The sequence below is a fragment of the Vibrio sp. SNU_ST1 genome (genome assembly GCF_030563405.1).
GTDB lineage: Bacteria > Pseudomonadota > Gammaproteobacteria > Enterobacterales > Vibrionaceae > Vibrio.
In genome coordinates this window covers 1574623-1600254 of record NZ_CP130748.1, presented here as the reverse complement: position 1 = coordinate 1600254, position 25632 = coordinate 1574623, and the positions used below count along the sequence as shown (strand labels likewise).

General features: G+C 43.6%; 24 protein-coding genes. 17 read left to right on the top strand and 7 right to left on the bottom strand.

What is annotated here, in order from left to right; translation table 11 throughout:
* Window positions 1-28: 28 nt before the first annotated feature.
* Window positions 29-769, top strand: a complete 741-nt coding sequence (locus Q5H80_RS06880; RefSeq protein ID WP_304569347.1) for a glycerophosphodiester phosphodiesterase — start codon at window positions 29-31, stop codon at window positions 767-769.
* Window positions 756-2336, top strand: coding sequence for a phosphoethanolamine transferase (locus Q5H80_RS06875; protein WP_304569346.1), 1581 nt, complete (start codon window positions 756-758; stop codon window positions 2334-2336). The genes Q5H80_RS06880 and Q5H80_RS06875 overlap by 14 nt, the downstream gene beginning before the upstream one ends.
* Before the next feature lie 162 nt (window positions 2337-2498).
* Here Q5H80_RS06875 and fdhD read toward each other — a convergent pair whose 3' ends face one another.
* Window positions 2499-3329, bottom strand: a complete 831-nt coding sequence (fdhD, locus tag Q5H80_RS06870; RefSeq protein WP_304569345.1) for a formate dehydrogenase accessory sulfurtransferase FdhD — start codon at window positions 3327-3329, stop codon at window positions 2499-2501.
* 369 nt (window positions 3330-3698) lie between these two features.
* Between fdhD and Q5H80_RS06865 the strand changes: the two genes are divergently transcribed.
* The 11 genes from Q5H80_RS06865 (at window position 3699) to cobB (ending at window position 15351) form a co-directional block, all read left to right on the top strand.
* Window positions 3699-4163, top strand: coding sequence for a DUF3305 domain-containing protein (locus tag Q5H80_RS06865; protein WP_304569344.1), 465 nt, complete (start codon window positions 3699-3701; stop codon window positions 4161-4163).
* The gene (locus tag Q5H80_RS06860) at window positions 4153-4833 is read left to right on the top strand and encodes a DUF3306 domain-containing protein (RefSeq protein ID WP_304569343.1); all 681 of its coding nucleotides are present in this window, start codon (window positions 4153-4155) and stop codon (window positions 4831-4833) included. Before Q5H80_RS06865 ends, Q5H80_RS06860 begins: the two co-directional genes overlap by 11 nt.
* A 302-nt stretch (window positions 4834-5135) precedes the next feature.
* Window positions 5136-6797, top strand: a complete 1662-nt coding sequence (locus Q5H80_RS06855) for a 4Fe-4S dicluster domain-containing protein (protein WP_304569342.1) — start codon at window positions 5136-5138, stop codon at window positions 6795-6797.
* A gap of 9 nt (window positions 6798-6806) precedes the next feature.
* The gene (locus Q5H80_RS06850) at window positions 6807-7475 is read left to right on the top strand and encodes a molecular chaperone (RefSeq protein WP_369809711.1); all 669 of its coding nucleotides are present in this window, start codon (window positions 6807-6809) and stop codon (window positions 7473-7475) included.
* Between the two features lie 76 nt (window positions 7476-7551).
* Entirely contained in the window at window positions 7552-7752 is a 201-nt protein-coding gene (locus Q5H80_RS06845) for a twin-arginine translocation signal domain-containing protein (RefSeq protein WP_198299325.1), read from the top strand.
* Window positions 7753-7762: 10 nt separating this feature from the next.
* Window positions 7763-10618 (top strand): formate dehydrogenase subunit alpha, encoded by a 2856-nt coding sequence (locus tag Q5H80_RS06840; protein WP_304569340.1) that lies wholly within the window; start codon window positions 7763-7765, stop codon window positions 10616-10618.
* Window positions 10619-10629: 11 nt separating this feature from the next.
* Window positions 10630-11238 carry a formate dehydrogenase FDH3 subunit beta gene (gene fdh3B, locus Q5H80_RS06835; RefSeq protein WP_010440854.1) on the top strand — a complete coding sequence of 203 codons (609 nt, stop codon included), beginning with the start codon at window positions 10630-10632 and terminating at the stop codon, window positions 11236-11238.
* 13 nt (window positions 11239-11251) lie between these two features.
* Window positions 11252-12325, top strand: a complete 1074-nt coding sequence (locus Q5H80_RS06830) for a formate dehydrogenase subunit gamma (RefSeq protein ID WP_304569339.1) — start codon at window positions 11252-11254, stop codon at window positions 12323-12325.
* On the top strand, window positions 12309-12725 hold the full coding sequence (locus Q5H80_RS06825) for a hypothetical protein (protein WP_017059624.1): 417 nt from the start codon (window positions 12309-12311) through the stop codon (window positions 12723-12725). The genes Q5H80_RS06830 and Q5H80_RS06825 overlap by 17 nt, the downstream gene beginning before the upstream one ends.
* 412 nt (window positions 12726-13137) lie before the next feature.
* Complete coding sequence (locus Q5H80_RS06820) at window positions 13138-14358, top strand: ammonium transporter (RefSeq protein WP_304569338.1); 1221 nt, start codon at window positions 13138-13140, stop codon at window positions 14356-14358.
* Window positions 14359-14616: 258 nt separating this feature from the next.
* A complete protein-coding gene (gene cobB, locus Q5H80_RS06815) occupies window positions 14617-15351 on the top strand; it encodes a Sir2 family NAD+-dependent deacetylase (RefSeq protein WP_304569337.1) in 735 nt (244 codons plus the stop codon).
* Window positions 15352-15452: 101 nt separating this feature from the next.
* Here the strand turns inward: cobB and Q5H80_RS06810 are convergent, their stop codons facing one another.
* The 6 genes from Q5H80_RS06810 to potA form a co-directional block, all read right to left on the bottom strand.
* The gene (locus tag Q5H80_RS06810; RefSeq protein ID WP_304569389.1) at window positions 15453-16298 is read right to left on the bottom strand and encodes a GGDEF domain-containing protein; all 846 of its coding nucleotides are present in this window, start codon (window positions 16296-16298) and stop codon (window positions 15453-15455) included.
* 102 nt (window positions 16299-16400) lie between these two features.
* Complete coding sequence (locus Q5H80_RS06805; protein WP_304569336.1) at window positions 16401-17438, bottom strand: extracellular solute-binding protein; 1038 nt, start codon at window positions 17436-17438, stop codon at window positions 16401-16403.
* A 228-nt stretch (window positions 17439-17666) separates the two neighbouring features.
* Window positions 17667-18701, bottom strand: coding sequence for an extracellular solute-binding protein (locus Q5H80_RS06800; RefSeq protein ID WP_017059628.1), 1035 nt, complete (start codon window positions 18699-18701; stop codon window positions 17667-17669).
* Window positions 18702-18847: 146 nt separating this feature from the next.
* Window positions 18848-19618, bottom strand: a complete 771-nt coding sequence (gene potC, locus Q5H80_RS06795; RefSeq protein ID WP_004733706.1) for a spermidine/putrescine ABC transporter permease PotC — start codon at window positions 19616-19618, stop codon at window positions 18848-18850.
* Entirely contained in the window at window positions 19618-20475 is an 858-nt protein-coding gene (gene potB / locus Q5H80_RS06790; RefSeq protein ID WP_012603924.1) for a spermidine/putrescine ABC transporter permease PotB, read from the bottom strand. Before potB ends, potC begins: the two co-directional genes overlap by 1 nt.
* Window positions 20459-21574, bottom strand: coding sequence for a spermidine/putrescine ABC transporter ATP-binding protein PotA (gene potA / locus Q5H80_RS06785; RefSeq protein WP_304569334.1), 1116 nt, complete (start codon window positions 21572-21574; stop codon window positions 20459-20461). Before potA ends, potB begins: the two co-directional genes overlap by 17 nt.
* Before the next feature lie 329 nt (window positions 21575-21903).
* Between potA and Q5H80_RS06780 the strand changes: the two genes are divergently transcribed.
* The 4 genes from Q5H80_RS06780 to ttcA all read left to right on the top strand — a co-directional run bounded on the left by Q5H80_RS06780 (window position 21904) and on the right by ttcA (window position 25556).
* Entirely contained in the window at window positions 21904-22758 is an 855-nt protein-coding gene (locus Q5H80_RS06780) for a hypothetical protein (RefSeq protein WP_304569333.1), read from the top strand.
* Complete coding sequence (locus Q5H80_RS06775; RefSeq protein ID WP_304569332.1) at window positions 22751-23599, top strand: glucosaminidase domain-containing protein; 849 nt, start codon at window positions 22751-22753, stop codon at window positions 23597-23599. The genes Q5H80_RS06780 and Q5H80_RS06775 overlap by 8 nt, the downstream gene beginning before the upstream one ends.
* A gap of 123 nt (window positions 23600-23722) precedes the next feature.
* A complete protein-coding gene (locus Q5H80_RS06770) occupies window positions 23723-24373 on the top strand; it encodes a DUF2987 domain-containing protein (RefSeq protein WP_304569331.1) in 651 nt (216 codons plus the stop codon).
* 289 nt (window positions 24374-24662) lie between these two features.
* Window positions 24663-25556, top strand: coding sequence for a tRNA 2-thiocytidine(32) synthetase TtcA (ttcA, locus tag Q5H80_RS06765; RefSeq protein WP_304569330.1), 894 nt, complete (start codon window positions 24663-24665; stop codon window positions 25554-25556).
* The last annotated feature ends 76 nt before the right edge of the window (window positions 25557-25632 follow it).

Below are 25632 nucleotides of genomic sequence, written 5' to 3'. Positions count from 1 at the left end.
CGCGATTATAATGATGGTATTGACTCCTATGATTGTCCATATTGCATTCCTCATAAAAGCGAATGGTCATCAGGCGTTAAATGCATGCCAGCAAGTGTGGGCACATAGAGGTTTAACGACCATAGAGCAGGAGAATAGCATTTCTGCGTTCTCTTCAGCCTTTAAACACGGAGCTACTGGAGTGGAGCTTGATGTCCATTTTCACAGCGAATCTTTTCAATTTATTGTCAGTCATGATCCGGTTATTGATGTTGTGAACTCGGAAGTATTAACCCTCGAAGAAGTTTTCACTGAATTTGGAGACGGCCATTTCTATTGGTTGGATTTCAAAAACCTATACCAACTTAACCCCAATGAGAGGTCGAGAGCCCTAGAAAAGCTAGAACTGCTTTCTCAAACGGTCGTTAGTAAGTCTGAATTGCTTGTTGAATCCGTGGATGACCGTGCATTAAGTTCGTTTACACAACAGGGTTTTCAGACCAGTTATTGGATCGCACTACCAAACGATTTGAGCCAATTATCGTATCTCATTCATACCTTTAAAATAAAAGTTAAGTACCTTTTAGGCCAATTTACGATGATATCAACTGATATCGTCAATTATTCAAGCCGCTTTCAAATCCAGCTTCCTACAATCCCGACTTTATTATTCACCGTTAATGACTCAGCAACAATTTCCTCACTGTTTGAAAAAAACAATGTGAGAGTAGTCCTAACGGATTTAGCGCTATATGGCACGCCACAAGGATGTATTGATGACAATAAATAGCCCTAGGAATCATGTTTTTCACATAATTGGCATTGTTTGCTTTTTGATTATCGCGGCAGTTTTGAATACAGATAAGCTAGTATCAGCGCCTCTCAAAGGAAGTGTTCACACTGTTCTTCTATCAATGCTGCTCTATGGTATTTTACGTGGTTTATCATTTTCTAACACCGTTCGATTTATATTCGCGCTCATAGTCAGCATCGAGTTTTTTGTTCAATTGAGCTATCAATCTTCGCTTACCATCAGCATAGTCATGAGTGTTATTAACGCGCCAATTAATGAATCAGCGAGCTTTGCCTCTCAACACTTTTTTGAAGTTCTCTTCGCAGTGGTCATTTGCATTATTCTCACGTTATTTACCTTTACCGGGCCCAAAATTTGGGGGGTATTGATGGCTGGTGTGGGAGGGGCTTATCTACTCATTCCATTTTTGATCAAGATACCAGGCGTTTATAGCGATGCGTTCTACGAAGATTACATAGACAAAGGAACATCACGAGGTAATTCTGAGGCATTCAGTGCCGTTGAATACACGTTTCATAAGCTCTCTTTAAGATTTCCTCCCTTTGAGAGCGCTATCGCAGTAGTAGATTCTATCAACTTACTCAATATGCAGGTGGAGCTTACTAGCTCGTGGTCAGAAGTGTCTTCAAAACCAGAGGCTACAGACATTTTAGTCATCGGCATAGGTGAATCACTACGTTCAGGGAACATGGAGCTCTATGGATATTCACGAAATACGACTCCACAGCTTTCTTCAATACAGTCTCAACTGACAATTCACTATAATACTTATGCGGCAGGAGCGAACACTTGGAGTTCGATACCAGCGGCAATGACAAAAACAGATGTGCTACCTGACCTTTCCAAATCAGTGATTCATCTAGCAAATGATGCAGGTTACGAGACTTTTTGGTTATCAAATCAGGCGGAGTTTGGGCAATGGGACTTCTCGATTACAAGTTTGGCAAAACAGGCTGATCATACTTATTTCACCGCGCAAGATGAAGGTGGCAGTCAGCTCGATGACGTATTATATGGAAAGTTAAAGCAAACACTTTCACAACCCGGAGTTAAGAAGCTCATCATTCTCCATTTCTACGGATCACACATGGCGTTTTCGGATCGTTATGACGAAAACTTTTCTGTCTTTGAATCAGACAATCAAGACCTTGATGAGTATGACAACAGCGTTCTTTATACTGACTATTGGCAAGCCAAACTCATTCATCTGGTTAGCGACAATGGAGGAAAGTACTTATTCTTTTCTGATCACGGGTTGGGGCACCCCGAAGGAGATATGGCATTGAAGCACGATGTCAGAACCCCGCCGGATATTGAGTCGCTAAAAGTGCCATTGTTTATGACAAAAGACAATTCAATCGAAATTCCAAACGACCACCCAGTTTCTCTGTTCTACTTCGAATGCCTATTTTCAGAATGGTCAGGTATTACGGCATTGGAGTTACAAAAAGACAATTATTGCGATGGAAAATTAATCTCAGAAGAGGTTAAGTATTTGGATTCAAATATGAGTACAAGGACGTCACAAGTCCCCGTTTTATGACCAACAAGCTAATGACCGCGACAACTCAAGTATTGGGCGATTTATTGGCGTGAGAGGTTAGCGCTTTGTACTCGGAAGAAACAACACGTGAGTGAGAGAAGGTCCTATCACCCACGATATCCATTGAGTTTGTCGAAACCGAGCCTGTCTGTTACGAAGTTATCAATTTTTTTCGCTGCCTTTCACATCAAAATCAATCTTGTCTGCACCGGTGAACACTTGGAAGCGTAAACCTTTAGCACGAGCAATGGTGGTGATGCCGAACTTCTGAGCCAAATCTAGCCCCATTTGCGTTACACCAGAGCGTGATAGCAGAACTGGGATACCCATCTGTGCGACTTTGATGACCATTTCAGAAGTCAGGCGGCCTGTAGTGTAAAAAATCTTATCTTCACCTGACTCTTTGTTAAGCCACATCTCACCAGCCAATGTATCAACGGCATTGTGTCGGCCAACATCTTCAACAAACGATAGAACCTTGTCGTCTTTGCAAACCGCGCAACCGTGTACTGCTCCAGCTTTTTTATAGGTGTCATTGTAATGCGTCAACGCTTCAAGCGCAGTGTAGATTTCAGATTGCTTAATCTTGTTTTGAGGCACTTGGTAATCTTCCAACTGCTTCATCACGTTGCCGTACATGGTGCCTTGACCACAGCCCGAGGTCACTGTCTTCTTCTTAAGCGCTTGCTCAAGTTGGCTCGTGTCTTCTTGGGTGATAACCGCAGCAGAGCTGGTTTCCCAATCGATGATGATAGATTCAACCGCTTCAGGGTCGGAAAGGAAGCTTTGGTTCTTCAAATAACCCAAGACTAAAGATTCAGGGCGCGAGCCGAGTGTCATCAGGGTTACGATCTCTTTCCAGTTCAACATGACGGTAAGAGGGCGTTCGCAAGCGATCTGTTTGGTTAGCTTCTCACCATATTCATCAAACACTTCAACTTCGATTGTCTGAAGTGGGTTCTCACTGGTTTTTATTATGTTTGGTTTTACCACAGTCGTTTCCTAGTTAATGAGATAGCGATTTTAAGAGATAAGAAGTTAACAAGAGGGTCTAACGCCGATCTTGTTCATCGATTCTTTAACTCATGCTTAAAGCAAATCTTATTCCAAAATAACGGGTATTCAGGAAAACATGAAGCATTTGATTAAAATAGCGCAAAATATGGGAGTTCACCGAGTGGAGTTGCCTGAAATAACCAGTATCGACTAACGTTAAGTGACAACTTGATAACGAACGCTATAAATGCGCTATTGCAGTTAACCTGTATTGGCGTGTTTATTGCTTTACAGAGTGTATATGATTGCACGCAGTACAAAATGTCCTAACTGCATTCAGAGCAAAGAAAATCAATTGGGTGAAGTATGTCTGAGATAAAAGAATTCAAAGAACAATATGAAAAAACAGAAGCAGCTTGGCCAATCGGTGTCCAAAGAATAGAAAAAGAGATCAAAACGGGTATCTGGGTTACAACGCAATGGGAATTGACCGGTTTTGAACTGTCACCAGAAGACGAAACCCAAGACGTATGTTTACTTCAATTACATAAAGATGAACGTACAGACTATCGATTCAACCTAAGCTCTCAGCAACCTAAGCTTTTCTTAGTAATGGATAATGTCGATTCTGATGTTAAGCCCGTCATTCAGTTACTTACGGCTTCACAAACCGTTGCAGGGCAATACATGGACGGTGACAACCAAGTACTTTCCTACGACATTCCATTACCAGTACAAGCTTGGATGGAAGCGTTCATCGGTCGTCATGGCGAGTTATTAGAAACAAGACGTAAAAAACGCAAAGGCGCGGGTAGATCTAATGGCAACTAACTTTTTTAGCCGTTGGTCTCAGCGAAAGCTTGATGAATCTACCGATGAACTATTGGAATCAGAACAAACGCGAGAAGACACTGATCTTACCTCCTCAGAGGCTTCGTTTTCGAGTTCAGTTATAGACGCAGAAACTTCAGATTCACTAGACAGTGGAGATGTAGAAAATGAGTTTTTAGAAAGCAATCAAGAAACTCATGCTGCTGACGTTCAAGATCCCGTACCAGAAGCCACTGAAGATTTGTCTGTTGCTCAATTATTGGTGTCAGAAGCTTCAGAAAGCGTAAAAAAAGCCGCATTACGTAAACTATTCCTATCAGAGGAGTTTAACGTGCGTGATGGCTTGGACGATTACGACGACGATTACAGCAATTTGAAGACTCTCTCTGAAGGTGTTGCCGAAACTCTTCGCGATTGGGTAAAAGACAAGACAGAAGAAGACACAGTAAGCGAGCCTGTTCAAGTCGCTGATAATGAAGAAGAAACTTTGATTGATGAGGTTGATGACTCTATTAATGAAGCCAAAGAGACCGAATCAGAACTCAGTGAAAGTGACGAAATTGCGGGGGAAGAAAAAGAACTGTATAAAAACACAGTTCCGGGTAATGGCGCTACAATGTCAGACGAAGCTGATCTGAAAGAGATGGGACAAAATATACCACACAAATAATAGGTACATTTTGACTAAACACTCAATGAACCGCTTGCGACAAAATGTCCCAAGCGGTTTTTTTATACGTGCAATAAACGCTACAAAGCATTAAGTTGCTGATATATAAGGCTTATTAAATTGGCATGGCATTTGCTAAATAACGTTCATTATCAACTTTTTTGTAGATAGACGAGTTCATGGTCTAACGAATGGCCCACTAGCTAAAGGGTTAGTTGTTAACGGATTACTCAGCAAGTTCTCTATCGCTTACTACAATGAAGGTTGAACAGATTATCCATGTCCATAGATGGAACTGAGCAATGCTTAAACAATTATTAGAACAAGCAACTTCAAATAACGCTAAAGCGAGACTGTATGCATTTGAAAATACAGTAGAGTTAACAAATCTGATTCCACCTACTGTTAGCTACGAAAGCGGCGGTAATACACTTGTTATTGGTCCAACTGCGATCATTGAAAGTGCTGCGGCGCAATTACCTCAATTAACAAGCTTAACCTTATTGTCAACAGACGGCGAAAAGGGCACAAACCCAGAACTGTACTTCGCGAATTCGGTTCAAGTATCGGGTTTCCTCGGCACGTTTGAAGTCGTGATTGAGAGTAAAGGCACATCAAGCAACCTAGCGAAAGTCGCAATTAATCACGATTGTTTCGATGTTGTTTTAGACCTTTGCCTGAACAGCTGCATGACAGAAGAAGTGCCTGTTCCTGGTTATTACCCAGTAGGACGAGGCTATCCAAAACTGGCGGAAGCACTGGAAGAGATTCCAACGCTAATGGGTACTTTTGATAAGCCTAAGTTTTTCCGTCTAGACACTGACCTTTGTGCACACAGTTCTCGTGGCGTAAAAGGCTGTGAACGTTGTGTTGATGCTTGTCCTGCTGGCGCACTATCAAGTGAAGGCTCAGACAAAACAGGTCACAAGATCGAGATTAACCCTTACCTATGTCAAGGCGTTGGGACTTGTGCAACAAGCTGTCCTACAGAAGCGATTACCTATGCGCTTCCAAATCCTGACGATACCCAAAAGTTCATTGAACGTACGCTAGCGAATTACGAGCAAGCAGGCGGCCTGGATCCAATCGTACTTATCTGTAGCTCACGTCATGAAACTTACAACGTGATGGCTCTTAAAGCGCTACCAGATAACGTGATTCCGGTTGTCGTTGAAGAATTGCCTTCTATTGGTATTGATACTTGGTTTGCAGCGCTAGTGAATGGCGCAACTCAGGTTCTGTTTGCTGCTTCTCGTTTTATGCCAGAGACGATCATTCGTGTTCTGAATAACGAAGTCGGGATTGCTCAAGAATTACTCGACCAAATCGGTGTTCCAAAAGAAACCATCGATATCCTGTATTTAGAATCTCTACGTGAAGGGCCTCCAACACTGTGCGTTGATTCGTTCGATCTTGCACTTGGCGATCTTCAAGGCAATAAACGTCAACGCCTATTCACAGCACTTGATGCGATGTCTTCATCTCGTATTCCGGTTGAAAACGTTGTTGAGCTTCCTTCGAATGCACCATATGGCACGGTTTCGTGTGAAAGCAAAGATTGTACTTTGTGTATGAGTTGTGTTGCGGTTTGTCCTACACGTGCTCTTCATACCGACGGTGCTTCTCCATCACTTAAGTTTGTAGAACAAGACTGTATTCAATGTGGTCTGTGTGAAAAGGCGTGTCCTGAGAATGTTCTCACTCTGACTCCTCGAATGAATTGGGTGAAAGAAGAACGTCAACAAGCGGTTGTGATTCATGAAGAGAAAGCCGCGGAATGTTTACGTTGTCATAAGCCATTCGCACCACAGTCTATGATTGACATGCTACAGAACAAGTTACGCGGTCACTCTCATTTTTCAGATGAAACTGCGATTAATCGTATTGCGATGTGTGAAGACTGTCGTGTAGTAGACATGTTCGACTCAATGGCTCAAGACCCATTGAATCAATTGAAATACTAGGAGTTGGCATTGGAAACTAATTTGGATCAGGCACAAGAGTCTGAGCTCGCAAAAGAATTAAAGCAAGAACAGACACTAAGAACTGAAATCTATTTGGTTCTTTCGGCATTGTTCCGTAGCGCACCTTCTGAAGAGGTCATTGATTTCCTAAAGACGTTAGACATTGAAGCGTCTGAGAGTGCAATGCAAAAAGCTTGGATTGCCATTCAACAAGCGGCAACGGAATCAAATCGCGAAGCGTTAGAAGACGAATATCAAGATCTGTTCATTGGCATTGGCCGTGGAGAGATTGTTCCATTTGGTTCTTGGCATAGAACTGGCGCCATGATGGAAAAACCATTAGCAGAGATTCGTCATGATTTAGAGCTTTTAGGCATTGAACGTGATGATCAAGTGAAAGAGCCAGAAGATCATATTGCGGCATTGTGTGAAGTAATGGCCATGCTAACCGGTGAAGAAGAAGCGCTTCAACAAGCCGTTTTCAATAAGCATCTTGGCCCTTGGTTTAACTCTTTTACGCGTCAGCTTGAAAGTGCAGAAAGTGCGAACTTCTACAAATCAGCAGCTCAGCTGTGTGAAGCATTCTTAACGTTGGAGCAAGTTCGTTTCAGCGTGAATACAAAAAGCAGTAAACACAAATTAAAGATTGATGTGAAAAACGTCACTGATTACGAGTAATCGAGCAGTACGCGATTATATCGATAGAGGGGCATTAAGCCTCCAAAAAGATCTACCGTAAGGTAAGGAAGCAATGATGAAAGATAATAAAGAGATAAACACAAGCCGTAGAGACTTACTCAAAGGTTTAACGACTGCAGCCGTCGCTGGTGCCGTTGTCGCTGGTACAACCAAAGTGGCAACTGCTTCAGAAACGGTTGAAATGCCTGAAAAAGACGTGAAGAAGACGGGCTATCGTGAAACGCAACATATTCGCGATTACTACGACACACTTTAGGAGATAACGGATGAAACTTGTCAAACGCTCCGATAGTGTGAGCAAAGAAACCAATCAACTAGGTGTGTCTCGTCGCGCCTTCATGAAAAACACTTCACTTGCTGCTGGTGGCGCGGTTGTAGGCGCAAGTCTATTCGCTCCGGGCATGATGAAGAAAGCACAAGCTAAATCAGTCGATCCAGAAGCGAAAACAGAAGTGAAACGCACTATCTGTTCTCACTGTTCTGTGGGTTGTGGTATTTACGCTGAAGTTCAAAACGGTGTTTGGACGGGTCAAGAGCCTGCATTCGATCACCCATTCAACGCTGGTGGACACTGTGCGAAAGGCGCAGCTCTGCGTGAGCACGGCCACGGTGAACGTCGCCTTAAGTACCCAATGAAATTGGAAGGCGGTAAGTGGAAGAAGCTTTCTTGGGAACAAGCGATTGAAGAGATCGGTAATAAAGCGCTAGAACTTCGTAAAGAGTCTGGCCCTGATTCGGTTTACTTCTTAGGTAGTGCAAAACACAGTAACGAGCAAGCTTACGCATTCCGTAAGATGGCGTCGCTTTGGGGCACCAATAACGTTGACCACCAAGCGCGTATTTGTCACTCAACCACAGTAGCCGGTGTTGCAAACACTTGGGGTTACGGTGCAATGACAAACTCGTTTAATGACATGCACAACTGTAAGTCGATGCTGTTCATTGGTTCAAACCCTGCAGAAGCTCACCCGGTAGCGATGCAGCACATTTTGATCGCGAAAGAGAAGAACAACTGTAAGATCGTTGTTGCTGATCCTCGTCGTACGCGTACTGCTGCGAAATCTGATCACTATGTTTCTCTTCGCCCGGGTTCAGACGTTGCGTTTATCTGGGGTGTGTTATGGCATGTCTTCGCTAACAAATGGGAAGACAAAGAATTTATCCGTCAACGTGTATTCGGCATGGACGAGATCCGTGAAGAAGTCGCGAAGTGGAGCCCTGCAGAAGTTGAGCGTGTAACTGGCGTTAGCGAAGAAGACGTTTACCACACAGCAAAACTGCTTTCTGAAAACCGTCCGGGTTGTATTGTTTGGTGTATGGGTGGTACTCAACATACTACCGGTAACAACAACACTCGTGCTTACTGTGTACTTGAACTTGCGCTCGGTAACATCGGTAAATCAGGTGGCGGTGCAAACATTTTCCGTGGTCACGATAACGTACAAGGTGCCACTGACCTTGGCGTATTGTCAGATACATTACCGGGTTACTACGGCCTGTCTGAAGGTTCTTGGCGCCATTGGTCTAAAGTTTGGGACATCGACTTTGACTGGGTGAAAGGACGCTTCGACGACAACGCATACGGCGGTCAAAAACCAATGAACAGTGCAGGTATTCCTGTCTCTCGTTGGGTTGATGGCGTGCTTGAAGACAAAGACAAGATCCGTCAACGCGAAAACATCCGTGCCATGTTCTACTGGGGTCACGCAGTGAACTCTCAGACTCGTGGTCCAGAGATGAAGAAAGCGATGCAGAAGCTGGATATGATGGTTATCGTTGACCCATACCCAACAGTTGCCGCGGTAATGAACGATCGTACCGACGGCGTTTACTTGCTTCCAGCAACCACTCAATTTGAAACCTACGGCAGTGTAACGGCGTCAAACCGTTCTCTACAGTGGCGTGACAAAGTAGTTGAGCCTCTGTTCGAGTCTAAGCCTGACCACGAAATCATGTACCTTCTTACTAAGAAACTTGGTTTCTCTGATCAGCTATTCAAAAACATCCGTGTTGAGAATAACCAGCCGCTTATTGAAGACATCACACGTGAATTCAACAAAGGTATGTGGACGATCGGTTACACTGGCCAAAGCCCTGAGCGCTTGAAAGAGCACCAACAAAACTGGCACACGTTCCACAAAACGTCTCTAGAAGCCGAAGGCGGTCCAGCACATGGCGAGACTTACGGTCTACCATGGCCATGTTGGGGTACTCCAGAGATGAAACACCCAGGTACGCATATCCTTTACGATACGTCTAAACCTGTTGCTGAGGGTGGCGGTAACTTCCGTACTCGTTTCGGTGTTGAGTTTGAAGGTCAAAGCCTACTGGCTGAAGACAGCTACTCGAAAGGCAGCGAAATCAAAGACGGTTACCCAGAATTCAGTGACAAATTGCTGAAACAACTTGGTTGGTGGGACGATCTAACAGCTGAAGAGAAAGCCTCTGCTGAAGGTAAAAACTGGAAGACCGACGTTTCTGGCGGTATTCAACGCGTGGCTATCAAGCATGGTTGTATTCCTTTTGGTAACGCGAAAGCGCGTGCAATTGTTTGGACATTCCCAGACCGCGTACCACTGCACCGTGAACCACTTTACACGCCACGTCGTGATCTTGTCGCGGACTACCCAACATGGGATGACAAGGAAGCGATCTTCCGTGTTCCTACGTTGTACAAGTCGATTCAAGAGCAAGACAAGTCTAGTGAATATCCGATCGTTCTTACTTCAGGCCGCTTAGTTGAGTACGAAGGTGGTGGTGAAGAAACCCGTTCTAACCCTTGGCTAGCGGAACTACAACAAGAGATGTTTGTTGAAGTGAACCCGAAAGACGCAAACGACATTGGCTTTAAAGATGGTGATGATGTTTGGGTTGAAGGTGCTGAGAAAGGCCGCATCAAGGTGAAAGCGATGGTTACTCGTCGTGTTAAACCGGGTTTAGCGTTCTTGCCGTTCCACTTCGGTGGTAAGTTTGAAGGTAAAGACTTACGTTCTAAATACCCAGAAGGTTCTGACCCTTACGTTATTGGCGAAGCTGCCAATACAGCAACCACATACGGTTACGACCCTGTCACGTTGATGCAGGAAACGAAAGTAACCCTTTGTAATATTCGTAAAGCGTAAGGAGTCTTAAAATGGCTAGAATGAAATTTCTTTGTGACACCAAGCGTTGTATCGAATGTAACGGTTGTGTCACTGCATGTAAGAACGAAAATGATGATGCTCTGGAATGGGGTATTCAACGTCGCCGCGTTGTGACACTGAACGACGGTGAGCCGGGTGAAAACTCTATCTCAGTCGCATGTATGCACTGTACTGATGCCCCTTGTATGGCAGTTTGCCCAGCAGACTGTTTTGAACATACAGAAGACGGCATCGTACTTCACAATAAAGATCTATGTATCGGTTGTGGTTACTGCTTGTTTGCTTGTCCGTTTGGCGCACCTCAATTCCCTAAACAGGAAGCCTTTGGTGAGCGTGGTAAAATGGACAAATGTACCTTCTGTGCTGGCGGCCCTGAAACAGAGCCTGGTTCTGTGGAAGAGCGTCAAAAGTACGGTGCGAACCGTATTGCTGAAGGCAAGCTACCAATGTGTGCTTCGCTTTGTTCAACAAAAGCGCTGCTTGCAGGTGATGCTGAACAAGTCTCTGACATCTTCCGTCAGCGTGTTGTAGAACGCGGTGCGAAAGGGGCTGGTTGGACAGACGGCAACGACCTTTCTTACGATGCGATGAAGAGCTAGGTAGGAGAGACATATGCTTACAATGTTTAAGCGTCTCTTCCTTGTTGTGCTGCCGATGTTGGCAGCACTAACAATGCTGTCTCCTTTGAGTCATGCATCTGAGACGAACTCATCACAAACTCACTCAAGCTCTGCTGAACGAGAAATCACACAACTTGCTGGCGCTGATTTTTGGCGACAAGTGAGAAACGGTGAGGAAGGTTATACCACTTCTCAATCTGCTGAGCACGGTGTGTTGATCAGTACGCCTGGGCAAACGTGGTACATATTGAAAGAGAAGTGGATGTCGCCAGCCGGCGCAGTTGCTATCTTTGGCAGTATTGCTTTCGTTACTCTAATGTACGTTGTGATTGGCCCGTTAATGCTGAGTGCACCGAGAACTGGCCGTAAGATCAAACGTTGGTCCCGACTGGATCGTGCGCTGCACTGGAGCATGGCGTTTACTTTTTTAACGCTCGCGTTCAGTGGTTTGATGTTGGTTTACGGCAAGCACTTTTTGAAACCGTACATTCCAAGTGACCTTTGGGGCTTTATCGTTCTATTGGCGAAGCAATACCACAACTACATCGGCCCGATTTTCTATGTGCTGTTGATGGCTGTTCTTATCAAGTGGTGGCGCAAGTCGATCTTTAAAATGGTCGATATCCAGTGGTTCATCAAACTGGGCGGCATGGTAGGGAAGCACAAAGGTTCTCATCCATCTGCAGAGTTTTCGAACGCAGGTGAAAAAGCGCTATTTTGGCTGCTTATCGTTATGGGCAGTGTCGCTGCGATCAGCGGCTTGGTGTTAGATTTCCCAATCTTTGGCCAAACACGACGTGATATGGAGCTTTCGAATTTAGTTCACATGCTTGCTGCTCTGATCCTTATCTGTGGTTTTGTGTTCCACATCTATATTGGCTTGTTCGGTATGGAAGGCGCACTAGAAGGTATGGTAACAGGCGAAGTTGATGAAACCTGGGCTAAAGAGCACCATGACCTTTGGTACAAAGAAGTGATGGAACAAGAGAAAAACGGCGTTGACCAAAGCGCTAACGCAGCAACAGAGAAAGCGGAAGGGGTGAATAAGAATGAACAAACCTCATAAAGGTATTTGGGTCGCTTACATACTAAGCTGCTTTACGCCATTTACTTGTCTTCTCTCTGGTGTGGTTGCCATTATCTACGCGGGCTATCGTTTAGACAAAGGCGAAGACGGCGAAGTAGTGGATACCCATTACTATGGCTTGATTCGCTCGTTCTTCTTGAACCTGACGTTCTTTGTGGTGCTCATCGTCACGGTAGCGACCTCAAATGGCGTATTAATTGGTGTGAACGATTACTGGTATCAAAACCATATTATCGATGACATCGCTTACTACATTCCATATGTGGGCATGTTATTTGGTGGTGTGGCGATTGTGGTGTGGTTTATTCGTATGTATCAAGGCATGCAACGTTTAAGTCAAAATTTACCGCAAAATCCGACAACAGGTCCAAACCTTTAAGCGTTTAAATGTAAGCCGTTTGGGTTACCAAACTCGATAATAACGCCTTTATCGATTAGTTAACTCTAATCAGCGAAAGACATTAAAAGCCCAGTGATTCATTTCACTGGGCTTTTTGTCGTTTGGTCCCTAGGTAACTGATCTAATGCCCTATATTGACCGCATCAATATGGTGCAACTCCCTCAATTGGTGCAATCAGTTATCGAGTATTTCCTCTCTCTGAGAACCAATAAAGTGCACTTCAGAAATTAACCACAAAAAATCAACAACTTAAAGGCAAGCCTTGTTGCACATTTTTTAAATAACCGAGTTGGAACGCATCTTGCGTTTACTGTTGAGTCTTTAATTAATTACGACATCAATTCGCACGGTTCTAGTGCAATTGAGACAAAGCTAAGGGAGAGAGCTTTAATGAGTCAAACGGTTAACCAAGTTCATAGCGCAGTACAGAGCTTGACGCAGAGTTCGGATACTCTGTTTTTATTATTAGGCGCGATCATGGTCTTCTTAATGCATGCTGGTTTTGCATTTTTGGAAGTCGGTACAGTTAGAAAGAAGAACCAAGTTAACGCGCTGGTTAAGATCCTCTCAGACTTTGGTGTCTCCGCCATTGCTTACTTCTTTATCGGTTACTGGGTCGCTTATGGCGCGCACTTCTTTGCAGATGCAGAAACCTTATCGCAAGGTAATGGATACGAGCTGGTTAAGTTTTTCTTCCTAATGACCTTTGCCGCAGCAATCCCTGCGATTGTTTCTGGTGGTATTGCAGAGCGTGCACGTTTCTATCCAATACTCATCGCGACACTGTTTACCGTTGGTTTCATCTATCCATTTTTTGAAGGCATCATTTGGAATGGTAACTTTGGCTTCCAAGCGTGGCTAGAAGGCCAGTTTGGTTACGGATTCCATGACTTCGCAGGCTCTGTTGTCGTCCACGGCGTTGGCGGTTGGATTGCATTGGTTGCAGTTTACTTCCTAGGCATGCGTAAAGGCCGTGTCCGCGCCGGCAAACACACTAACTTCGCACCATCAAACATCCCATTCTTAGCACTAGGGTCTTGGATCTTATGTGTAGGTTGGTTTGGCTTCAACGTGATGTCAGCTCAAGCTATCAATGGCATCAGCGGCCTAGTAGCCATGAACTCACTGATGGCGATGGTCGGCGGCATTCTAGCGGCTTTAGTCGCAGGTAAAAATGACCCAGGCTTCATCCACAATGGTCCTTTGGCTGGTCTCGTAGCGATTTGTGCAGGTTCAGATTTAATGCACCCATTAGGCGCTTTGGTGACTGGCGGCGTTGCTGGCGCATTGTTCGTTTACTTGTTCACTTACATGCAGAACAAAACACAGATAGATGATGTACTAGGTGTGTGGCCTCTGCACGGTGTATGTGGTGCATGGGGCGGCATTGCTGCAGGTGTCTTCGGCCAACAAGCATTCTGGGGGCTAGGGGGCGTGAGCTTTACCGCTCAGGTGATTGGTACGCTAACGGGCATTACGGTAGCTTTAATCGGTGCATTGATTGTCTACGGTGTGTTGAGCAAAGTAACTGGTCTTCGTTTAAGTGAAGAAGACGAATTTAACGGCGCGGATCTTTCAATCCATAAGATCTCGTCTATCAACGAAGACTAAAGTCGTTCACTTTGATCGGTTAAAGCTACATCAAGTAGACATCAGTTAAACAAAACTAAGCGGCTTCGGTCGCTTTTTTATTTCTATGAAAAGCAAAACAGAGAGTTTGAGTAGCAGCGGCAACAACTATCAAGCGAGTTATGTCACAAATAGCCAATGAATTCAGTTGGCTAAGACTATGGTCTAATCCCTAAAACTATTGTTGGAATTTGAACAGTGCTAAGCTGTTACCAAGTGACATATTGAAAAGGACGTTATATGCATTTCCCATATCGAAATATCGTAATTCTTACTGGCGCAGGTATCTCAGCGGAGTCGGGGATACAAACATTCCGAGCACAAGACGGATTATGGGAAAACCATAAAATCGAAGATGTCGCGACACCAGAAGGGTTCGAAAAAGACCCTGACTTAGTACAAGAGTTCTACAATAAACGTCGCCATGGTTTGCAAAGTGAAAGTATCCTGCCAAATCTAGCCCATAAGGCCTTAGGTGAGCTTGAAGTTAAACTTGATGGCAAAGTAACAATCATCACTCAGAACATCGACAACCTGCACGAGAGAGGCGGTAGCAACAACATTATCCACATGCACGGTGAGCTTCTTAAGGCACGTTGTAGCGAATCAAATCAAGTTATAGACCATAAAAGTGATATCGAAACAGGCGAGCTTTGCCACTGCTGCCAAATTCCAGCGCAAATGCGTCCTCATATTGTTTGGTTTGGCGAAATGCCGCTAAGAATGGGTGACATCTATTCAGCTTTGGAAGAAGCAGATTTGTTTATTTCAATCGGAACTTCAGGAGTTGTTTATCCTGCTGCAGGTTTTGTGCATGATGCGAAAATGCATGGTGCACATACGATCGAGATAAACCTCGAACCCAGTGCGGTTGAAAGTGAGTTTGAAGAGAAGCGTTACGGCAAGGCGAGTATCGAGGTACCTAGACTAGTCGCTGAGCTATTGAGTTCAGAGAAGGGAGCTCTAACGGCCTAATACCTTTTACATTAATGTAGCTTATTGAACCGTTTTAAGGTTTAAATCTTAGATATTTTATCAATTATCAATGGCAAACGGACATTTACTTGGGAAATACTCTAGTCGTATGTTTGCCTTTTTTTCTCTAAATTAGGGCAAGACATACATCCAGAATTTTGAACGGGCCGTTGAGCTTTTTTCATTTCGTACATCGCCTTATCTGATTCGATAAGTGCCTGTTTAAAATTATCTCGACTGGTTACTTCGATACCGTAAGAAAAACTGATGTTCTCTCCATGCAGTAAGTTAGTTACTTGGCTGACAAACTCGCCACCACGACCGAGCTGAGCCGTTACTACAAACTCATCACCACCAACTCTAAACACCATTTCATCTTCCAACGCAGATTGGCTCAAAGCCTGAGAGAAGCGAACAATCATTAGATCCCCAACTTTGTGGCCTTTACGGTCATTTGCCGCTTTTAACCCATCCAAATCGAAGTAAATAAGCTCGAACTCTTCAAGCTTGATTGCGTCAAACTTCTTGCGGTTGTACAAGCCTGTAAGCTCATCCTGTTTCCCTTGATCTTTTATTTTGCTGGTTAATTCAGTAATACCGAAAGCGATCAATAAAAATGCTATTTGCAATAGTCCGTCTTCTAAGAAGGTGTCTATCAATTCATTTTCGTCTGCCCATTCATCAAGATGCTTAAGCTCGGTTGAGACATCATAAAACAGATTAAAAATGAGCAATAGAGCGCCGTAACGCAAGGCTTTGTGAGGACGAATTGAATGACGAGCAACGTAATAGATGTATACAGTGATCACAAGGGTATTTGTTTCGAAAAACAAATCATAATTTGATTCAATATGAAGAAATGAACTCAGGCCAAGCATCAAAAGTGACGCTAAAAGCATAAAAGTCACAACTAACAGGATAGGGTTTGCTTGCATATGTAATCGCACTTCGTATTGTTTGCTCAATCCTATATAATTCCTGGATAAAAATAAAGCGGCTTACGCCGCTTTATTTAACTTATTAGCAACAATTAAACTTTTGCTAACGAATTAGTTGTCTACTTTAAGTTTTTGGAAGTACTCGTCATAAATAACGCTCGCTTCACCAACTTCGTCTTGCCAAACACCATTATCCATCACTGATTGTGGCGGGAAAACATTCTTATCTTCAGAAAATTCTTTCGGAAGAAGGGGGTAAGCAGTTTTAACTGGTGTTGGGTAACCGATCTCTAGAGCAATTTTCGCAGCGTTCTCTGGACGAAGAAGGAAGTCGATCATCTTATGTGCCGCTTCAGTGTTCTTAGCACCTGCTGGAATCGCTAGGCTGTCCATCCAGAAGATAGCGCCTTTCTCTGGCCAGATAATGTCAATCGTTGCGCCTTCTTGGCGTGCCATGTAAGCAGAGCCATTCCAAAGCATACCAAGAGACACTTCACCCGCTAGGTAAGGGTTTGCTGGAAAATCGGAGTTAAATACCAATACGTTTGGCATCAGCTTACGAAGTTCTTCGTATGCTTCTTTGATTTCTTCAGGGTTAGTCGTGTTTGGAGAGTAACCCAGTTTAGACAGTGCGATATGGAAAACCTCACGAGAGTCATCCATCATCATCAGTTGACCTTCCCACTGTGTATCCCACAGATCGCCCCAGTTTTTAACTGAAGACTTGTCTAGCATATCTGAGTTGATACCAATACCCGTTGCGCCCCAGATGTATGGGATCGAGTAGTTGTTGTTTGGGTCAAATGGCTTATCTAAGTAATTTGGGTCCAAATCTGCAAAGTGGCTTAGCTTAGTTTTATCAAGCTCTTGAAGCATGCCTTCTTTACGCATCTTAGAAACGAAGTAAGTAGAAGGAACTACCAAGTCGTAACCCGTACCTTGAGTTTTTAACTTAGCGTACATGCTTTCGTTAGACTCATAAGTTGAGTAATAGACTTTAATACCAGTTTCTTCGGTGAAGTCTTCTAGTACTTCATTTGGAATATATTCAGACCAGTTGTAAAAATACAGTTCTTGGTCAGCTGCGAAAGAGGATGTAGAAAGTAAAGTAGCAGCACACAATGCGCCGGTATACAGTGTTTTTTTCATTACTGTTCCGTTCATTTGTTTGATTTGGAGCTGGGTATTGAACCCAAAGTAAATGGATTTCTAAAAATCGCGCTAAATTATAGCAGTGATATAACAAAATAGGCAGCCAAAGCTGCCTATTGATTGATATTCTTATTTTTAACTTGTTGATTACCTAACTAGGCTTGTTAAGTAAACCAGTTACTTAACAAGCCTATGTTGACCGGAGTAATTAGATAACAAACTCGCTTACTGACCGGCTTTAAGCTTCATGAAGTAATCTTCGTACTTCACTGTCTTATCGCCAACCGCAGCTTGCCATTCCACACGATCAAGGTCTTCTTGTGACGGGAACAGCGCTGGGCTGTCTTTGAACTTCTCGTTAGACGCTTTAACTGCCGTTAGGTAGCCTGTGTCACGAGAGATTTGCTCTGCGATTTCTGGGCGAAGTAGGAAGTCGATCATCTTATGAGCCGCTTCTACGTTTACCGCACCAGAGCTAATTGCAAAGTTATCAACCCAACCGATACCGCCTTCTTTTGGGAAAACCAGTTTGATTGGTAGACCTTCGTTTTGCGCTGCAGCAGCTGAACCGTTCCACAGCATACCAAGACCCACTTCACCAGACATATATGGCGCGCCTGGGTTGTCTGAGTTAAATACTAGAACGTTCGGCATTAACTTTTGTAGCTCAGCATAAGCTTCGTCGATCTCTTTTTCGTTTGTTGTGTTACCAGAGTAACCTAACTTACGTAGTGCGATATGGAACACTTCACGCGTGTCGTCCATCATCATCAGTTGACCTTCAAGCTCTGGCTTCCATAGATCAGCCCAGCTTTGGAAATCTTCCGGATCGTACATGTCAGTGTTAACAGCAAGACCTGTGATAGCAACTACGTGTGGAATAGAGTAGTCGTTGCTTGGGTCGTACGGCTTATCTAGGTAGTTAGTATCTAGGTTCTTGAAGTTGTTCAGCTTAGTTTTGTCGATCTTTTGTAGCATACCTTCGTCACGCATCTTAGAAACGAAGTAAGTCGACGGCACAACTAGGTCGTAACCTTTGTTGTGTGTTTTTAGCTTTGCGTACAAGGTTTCGTTCGACTCGTAAGTTGAGTAGATAACCTTGATTCCAGTTTCATCAGTGAACTGTTCTAGAATCTCACTGTTGATGTAAGGTCCCCAGTTCATGAATACCAATTCTTTGTTATCTTTTGCAAATGATGGTGCAGATAACATTGAAAGCGCACATGCACTACCAGCTAATAGAGTAGCCCATTTTTTCATTGACGTTAGCTCCAAACTAAACGTTGCCCGAAGGCAGTAGATAGAAAAACAGAATGGTAATTTACCATTCTGTTTATGATTAACACTTTTTTAACTTGAAGTTTGTTAACTTCTTATCAAGCCTGTCTCTGTATAGAGTAGGAGACTTACTTGATTTTTTCTCTCGCTAATAACTGAGAAATGATCACCAGTATTAACGACACCACTAACATCACTGTTGCTAGGGCGTTTACCTCCGGAGAGATACCCACTTTAACCATTGAGTAAATCTTCAGTGGTAAGATTTCATACGTTGGGCCGGTTACGAAAGAGCTGATGATCACATCGTCCAAAGACAGAGTGAAGCTCAATAACCAACCCGCAGCAACCGCTGGCTTAGCAAGAGGTAGAATGATCTGCTTTAGAATCGTCCACTCACTTGCACCTAAGTCTTTTGCTGCTTCTAGCATCTTCACATCAAAGCCATTCAAGCGACTGTAAACCGTTACCACAACGAACGGTAGACAGAAGGTAATGTGAGCAGCAAGTAGGGTAAAGAACCCCAGTTGAACACCCATTACCAAAAATAGTGCAAGAAGCGAAATCGCCATTACGATATCTGGTGACATCATTACGATGAACAGCATGCCATTTACGATGCCTTTACCTTTAAATTGATAACGGAATAGGGCTACTGCTGTGAGGCTCCCGACAATGGTTGCGGCTGTTGCTGAGAACACCGCTACGTTGATCGAATGCCACGCAGCCTGCATTAGGCTGTCATTGTTAATAAGCGCGTCATACCATTTAGTGGTGAAACCACCCCATTTCATACCGAACTTGTTGGCATTAAATGAGTTAGCAATCAATACAATAATCGGTAGGTATAAAAAAGCGTATACCAGCGCCATAAAGCTGAACTTAACTGTGCGCCCCATTAGTCTAGCTCCACTTTCTTGTTCAATAGCTTACCTGCTCGGTAGTAGGCATACAGCATCACAGCCATTGCTACAGTCAGTGCAATACTCGTCGCAGCGCCAAACGGCCAGTCTCGAGCATTGAGTACTTGGCTCTTAATCACGTTACCAATCAGCAGATTCTTTGCTCCACCTAATAGGTCAGAGATGTAGAACATACCTAATGCGGGTAATAACACTAATAAACAACCGCCGACAATACCTGGCATAGTCAGTGGTAACACGACTTTCAATAGCGTTTGCAGTTTGTTCGCACCTAAATCTTTAGCCGCTTCTAGGTATGTATCGTCCAGTTTTTCAATCGCTGAATACAGCGGCAAAATCATGAATGGAAGTAGGATATACACCAAACCAATCATTACTGCGGTTTCTGAGTACATGATGCGTAGCGGCTTATCGATAATATCTAACGCTAACAAACCTTTGTTCAGTACCCCTTGAGTACCCAAAACCACTTTTAGTCCGTAAGTACGAATCAGTGAGTTAGTCCAAAATGGTACAATCACGAGGAACAACATGATTGGACGCCACTTCGCAGGCATTTTTGCCACGATATAGGCGAACGGGTAACCAATGATTAAACAAAGCAGGGTGGCAACGATTGCCATATAGAAAGAGTGCATCAGCACCTTAAAATACAGCGGATCAGCCAAACGCACATAGTTATCGAGAGTAAAGGTCATCTCAATCAAGTTAGCTTCATCACGAGTTAAGAAGCTAGTACCGATGATCATGATGTTTGGAATCATCACGAACAGCACTAACCAACCTGTGATTAAAGCAACAATTGCGTTCTGTAAATTAAACTTCTTGCTCATCTTCTAATACCACTTCCCAGCTCTCAACCCAAGTTACTGCGACTTTTTGGCCCAGTGAGTGATCAACGTCAGGGTCATCTTCGTTGAAGAATTCGCTAACCATGACACGCATACCCGATTCAAGTTCTACGACTGAATCTAATGTCATGCCTTTATAGGTTCGCTCGACAATGTGGCCAACAATACCGCGTTGCTCAGACTCTTTGATTTCTTCGATGCGAAGATCTTCAGGGCGAAGCAATACTTGCAGTTTTTGACCCGGTGTTACGTCTTCATCGTGATAGATAATGGACTCTTCACCTTCGATTGTCGCAACAATGCGCTTTTCATCTTGACGAGATTTAGCTGTCGCTTCGAATACGTTAATTTCACCAATGAAACGCGCTACGAATAGGTTTTTAGGCTCTTCGTAGATCTCTCTTGGTGTTCCGTCTTGTTCAATCACGCCATCACGCATAACAATGATGCGGTCAGACATAGACAGCGCTTCTTCTTGGTCATGCGTTACAAAAATGAACGTGATACCAAGTTGGCGTTGCAGTTGTTTCAGCTCGATTTGCATCTGTTTACGTAGTTTGTAATCCAGAGCAGATAGAGATTCATCCAACAAGAGAACTTTAGGCTTATTAACGACAGCTCGAGCGATTGCGATACGTTGCTGTTGGCCGCCAGATAGCTGGTGTGGCTTTCGTTGTGCCATTTGTTCTAAGCGCACCATTTTCAAAGCATCCATTACACGAGGTTCAATCTCGCTGCTTGGAACTTTCTGCATGCGTAAGCCAAATGCCACATTATCGAAAACGGTCATATGCGGGAATAGGGCATAGCTTTGGAAAACAGTGTTTACATACCTTTGTTCAGCAGGAACTTGGGTTACGTTCTGTCCAGCTAATAGTATTTCACCACTATCCGCCGTTTCAAAACCCGCAATCATTCTTAGCACGGTTGTTTTACCACAACCTGATGGGCCTAAAATCGTGAGAAACTCACCATGATTTACGTTTAAATCCAGATTGCCGATGACTTCCTTACCATCGAAACTTTTACTGATGCCAGTTAGCTGTACGACTGGCTTCCCTACTGATTTTTTAGCGTTCAACGTCTGTTTTTCTCCACCTTGGTTCTATTTGAGACCTGTTGCTATACACCTCTAAGGCGCGCATCATAATCACCAAAAACGTGAATTCAAAGCATTTTTTATCTTTCGAAGACAAAAAAATTCGCAGGTAAAAGTAAACATCCTTTACCATACTGTTATTTGTTGGGTTCACACCCTAACAAGTGTCTAATTATTAACCATTAAGACGTAAAAGCAAGCCTTGTTACAGATTCATATTTTAGTTTGCATCCGACATATGGGTATAATGAAGGTAATTTTTTATCAATAAGTTAGGTGCCTTCGTTTAGTTGGCGCACCTAGGTATCAATATGAACAACGACATCGAAAAAGATTTTAATTTGGGCGGTAGTATCGACCGTGCACTTTCCGGCGACTATGAGCTCAAAGCAACGGCTGTATTCCAAGAAGCTTGGAAACATACGATAAGTCACTTTCTTTCGTTTTCCCCCGCGATTGTTGCGCTGATGTTCGTACAATTGGCTATCTTTTATATCGCACTAAAACTGCAACTTGGTGACCCTGCGGTTATCTTAGATGCGGTAATCGACCCTGAGGCCTTTACACCACAGATCGTTGAATCGATTTTCATTGCTAATTTTAGCTATGAAGTCGTCAGTGCACCTATCTATGCCGGGATCTGTTTAATGGCAATGAGCCACGCTGCAGGTCTTCAAACTAAAGTGCGCCACATAGGCAAAGGTTTACAGTTTACGATCCCCGTTATTCTAGTGACTTTGTTCAGCCTAATGCTTCAAGGCATCGCTGGTATGATTCTGCCATTTCTGTCTATCTACTTCTCACTTGCGTTCAGCAACTCAATTCTGCTGATTTGTGATAAAAAAGTTCCACCGATGCAATCGCTATTACTTTCTCTAAGAGCAGTAAATAAGAAGATCTTCGTAGTCGCGTCTATATATCTAATGGTTATGCTGATGTTCATCGTTGCTGCGATGATGTACGGCATTGGCTTGATCTTCGTTCTTCCATTCTTCTTCCACGTGAAAGGTATCGTTTACCGTGAGATGTTTGGCATCAAGCTGAAGATAGTTGCATCAGACCGCCCAATGAGCGATGACGATGACGACAGCGATGGCGGTAACAATAACGGCAACAACAGTAGCCATGGTAACAAAAACAAAAACCCGCAGGTCTTCGATGCGTAATAACGACAAAAGCAGCGCGAGTAAATCTCTTGCGCTCAAAGTAACAACACTAGCAATCGTGGGTTCTATCTCACTGATTGGCCCATATCTTTACCAAGAAGAAGAACGCCGACGTACGACAGAACAGAGCTCTAATTCAGCAGACCAATTTGATGACTTAACTGTTGCTTCAAGCGCACCAAATTTTGCGGCTATTGAGGATGTAAACGAGAAAAAAGACGCGTTTTTCTCGTTCCTACGCCCAAGCATCAAGATTGAAAACAAACGTATCACCAAAGAACGTGCGTTTTTAACTAAGCTCTCTGAATCTGGTTTAAGTCGTATTGATTCTGAAGACATTTCTTATGCGAAAAGGTTAGGGAAGTTGTACCGCTTACCGGTACCTAGCACTGGTATAGAACAGACATGGTTGGCGGAAATGCTTAACCGTGTCAACGTACTGCCAGAGGCGCTGGTACTGACACAGGCTGCTAATGAATCAGCGTGGGGGACATCACGTTTCGCCACCAAAGCAAACAACTATTTCGGACATTGGTGTTACACCAAAGGTTGTGGCCTTGTTCCGCTACAACGTAATGAAGGCAGCTCGCATGAAGTAGCAACATTTTCTTCAAGCCAAGAATCCGTACACCGTTACTTCATGAACCTTAATCGCAACCGTGCCTATGCAGATTTAAGAGCCATTCGTGCGCAACTGGCAGCAAGTGGTAATGATCTGTTAACCAAAGAAACGGCGACCGAATTGACCAATGGCTTGTTAAAATATTCTGAGCGAGGTTCAGACTATGTGACTGATTTACAAGCTATGATCCGTCACAACAAGGTATACTGGGAAAAGTAACTCATTTGGATATCCGTTTGATTGACTTCTTTAGTCCGTTTGACACCAAGCAATATCGCAAAAGAGCAGCTCATTGGCTGCTCTTTCTATTTATAAACGCTCAACTTCAACAAGATTATAGTAATGAAAAAGACAGCACTCGCTTTATTAGCCACTTTAAGTTTTGGGGTTTCTCTTCCAGCTTCGGCGCAAGAATATATGTTCACGTATTCTAAACTCTATACTCAGCTGAAAAACAACACCAAAGAAGGGCACGATGATATCAAAGTTGCGGTGTTCTTTGTTGACCAACAAGCACAGAAAACCTGCCACATCAGCAAAGCTTGGATGGAGAAAGAAGAACACTATGAAGAGCTAAAAGTGTCTGCTGCGAATGAGCTGCTTCTACCTGTAGATCAAAACCTGCGCTCAGCAAACCCTCTTATCTTTGTACAAACCCAAGAACAAGAGTGTGCATATTCGCTCGTTGTCATGACACAGGAACCTTTAGCTGGAACTGTTGAAGTTGCACAACTAGAGAGCCTGTTACCACAGATGCAGGCAATGCTAGAAGACGTCAGCGGCATGTTCTCTAGCTGGTTCACACCTGATATCCAAGGGTTAACGTTGGAGTTCAATGACAAGCTTGAAGGCAACATTGCTCTATCTAACGGTAAACAAATCCCAATTAAAGAGGGACGTGCTAAATTCACCTTAGAAGAGCTGACTGGAAGTGACAGCATCACTTTACCAGAGCCAACGGTTCGTGTATTACCGTACATTCCCGCGCAATAAGTCTAACTAGAAGCATTTCCTACGCTTTGAGGCAGTAGTTCTTAAGCAGCCTGATCTTTTAGAGAAGGCTGCTTTTCTTTGTCTGCTATACAAACCTCGAATTTGTTAAGACGCGTTTATCTAACCGTTTAGATAGCTTAAAGCTCAAAAGAAGAGGAATCTTACTAATACTCAGCTTGTTAATCCTGCAGTTACTATTTCAACATCAAATAAAAATCCGTATAATCCACGCCCTAAAACAGTCCCACTAGCAATCTACAGTCGGTAATACGACGGTGTGAGAGTCGCAATGAACCAAAACGAAAATAAAAAAGAAACACTTGAATTCAACAAGCTTCAGAAACGTCTGAGACGAAATGTTGGAAATGCCATCGTTGACTACAACATGATCGAAGAGAATGACGTAGTAATGGCATGCATTAGTGGCGGTAAAGATTCATTTGCGATGCTAGATATTTTGCTACGTTTACGTGAAGCTGCACCAATCAAATTCGATGTTGTTGCCGTAAACCTAGACCAAAAACAACCTGGCTTTCCTGAGCACATTCTTCCTGAATACTTTGAAACCCTGAACATTCCTTACTACATCGTAGATAAAGATACGTACTCAGTAGTAAAAGAGAAAGTGCCAGAGGGTAAAACAACTTGTGGTCTATGTTCTCGTCTTCGTCGTGGTACTTTGTACTCGTTTGCAGAGAAAATTGGGGCGACTAAAATTGCTCTTGGTCACCACCTGGATGATATTGTTGAGACGATGTTCCTGAACATGTTCCACGGTGCACGCTTGAAGGCAATGCCACCAAAACTACGCTCTGATGATGGCCGTAACGTTGTTATTCGCCCACTGACTTATTGTCGTGAAACAGACTTAATTCAATACGCAGAGCACCTAGAGTTCCCAATCATTCCATGTAACCTGTGTGGCTCTCAAGAGAACCTACAGCGTCAGAACATTAAAGCGATGTTGATTGATTGGGATAAGAAAACGCCAGGTCGTGTTGAGAAGATCTTCAAGTCAATTCAGAACGTAAGTCCAAGCCAACTGGCTGACCGAGAGCTGTTTGATTTCGTAAACCTTCCACTAGACCGTAGTGAAGATCGCAAGGCCTACGAATTCGAAGAAGCTGAAGTTTCCTCTTCAAATATTGATGAATCAATGTTCATCGACGTGACTAACGTATAACAAGATATTCGCGATTCTGTATTTGGATTGGCGGAAACTCTAGATAAATAAAAACGCCTCAAGCAGTGCTTGAGGC

Bases quoted from the DNA above. Each gene is read 5' to 3' on its own strand.
- Q5H80_RS06880 (WP_304569347.1), top strand. From the start codon at position 29: ATGATTGTCCATATTGCATTCCTCATAAAAGCGAATGGTCATCAGGCG.
- Q5H80_RS06875 (WP_304569346.1), top strand. From the start codon at position 756: ATGACAATAAATAGCCCTAGGAATCATGTTTTTCACATAATTGGCATT.
- Q5H80_RS06865 (WP_304569344.1), top strand. From the start codon at position 3,699: ATGTCTGAGATAAAAGAATTCAAAGAACAATATGAAAAAACAGAAGCA.
- Q5H80_RS06860 (WP_304569343.1), top strand. From the start codon at position 4,153: ATGGCAACTAACTTTTTTAGCCGTTGGTCTCAGCGAAAGCTTGATGAA.
- Q5H80_RS06855 (WP_304569342.1), top strand. From the start codon at position 5,136: ATGCTTAAACAATTATTAGAACAAGCAACTTCAAATAACGCTAAAGCG.
- Q5H80_RS06845 (WP_198299325.1), top strand. From the start codon at position 7,552: ATGAAAGATAATAAAGAGATAAACACAAGCCGTAGAGACTTACTCAAA.
- Q5H80_RS06840 (WP_304569340.1), top strand. From the start codon at position 7,763: ATGAAACTTGTCAAACGCTCCGATAGTGTGAGCAAAGAAACCAATCAA.
- fdh3B (WP_010440854.1), top strand. From the start codon at position 10,630: ATGGCTAGAATGAAATTTCTTTGTGACACCAAGCGTTGTATCGAATGT.
- Q5H80_RS06830 (WP_304569339.1), top strand. From the start codon at position 11,252: ATGCTTACAATGTTTAAGCGTCTCTTCCTTGTTGTGCTGCCGATGTTG.
- Q5H80_RS06825 (WP_017059624.1), top strand. From the start codon at position 12,309: ATGAACAAACCTCATAAAGGTATTTGGGTCGCTTACATACTAAGCTGC.
- Q5H80_RS06820 (WP_304569338.1), top strand. From the start codon at position 13,138: ATGAGTCAAACGGTTAACCAAGTTCATAGCGCAGTACAGAGCTTGACG.
- cobB (WP_304569337.1), top strand. From the start codon at position 14,617: ATGCATTTCCCATATCGAAATATCGTAATTCTTACTGGCGCAGGTATC.
- Q5H80_RS06805 (WP_304569336.1), bottom strand. From the start codon at position 17,438: ATGAAAAAAACACTGTATACCGGCGCATTGTGTGCTGCTACTTTACTT.
- Q5H80_RS06800 (WP_017059628.1), bottom strand. From the start codon at position 18,701: ATGAAAAAATGGGCTACTCTATTAGCTGGTAGTGCATGTGCGCTTTCA.
- potC (WP_004733706.1), bottom strand. From the start codon at position 19,618: ATGGGGCGCACAGTTAAGTTCAGCTTTATGGCGCTGGTATACGCTTTT.
- potB (WP_012603924.1), bottom strand. From the start codon at position 20,475: ATGAGCAAGAAGTTTAATTTACAGAACGCAATTGTTGCTTTAATCACA.
- Q5H80_RS06780 (WP_304569333.1), top strand. From the start codon at position 21,904: ATGAACAACGACATCGAAAAAGATTTTAATTTGGGCGGTAGTATCGAC.
- Q5H80_RS06775 (WP_304569332.1), top strand. From the start codon at position 22,751: ATGCGTAATAACGACAAAAGCAGCGCGAGTAAATCTCTTGCGCTCAAA.
- Q5H80_RS06770 (WP_304569331.1), top strand. From the start codon at position 23,723: ATGAAAAAGACAGCACTCGCTTTATTAGCCACTTTAAGTTTTGGGGTT.
- ttcA (WP_304569330.1), top strand. From the start codon at position 24,663: ATGAACCAAAACGAAAATAAAAAAGAAACACTTGAATTCAACAAGCTT.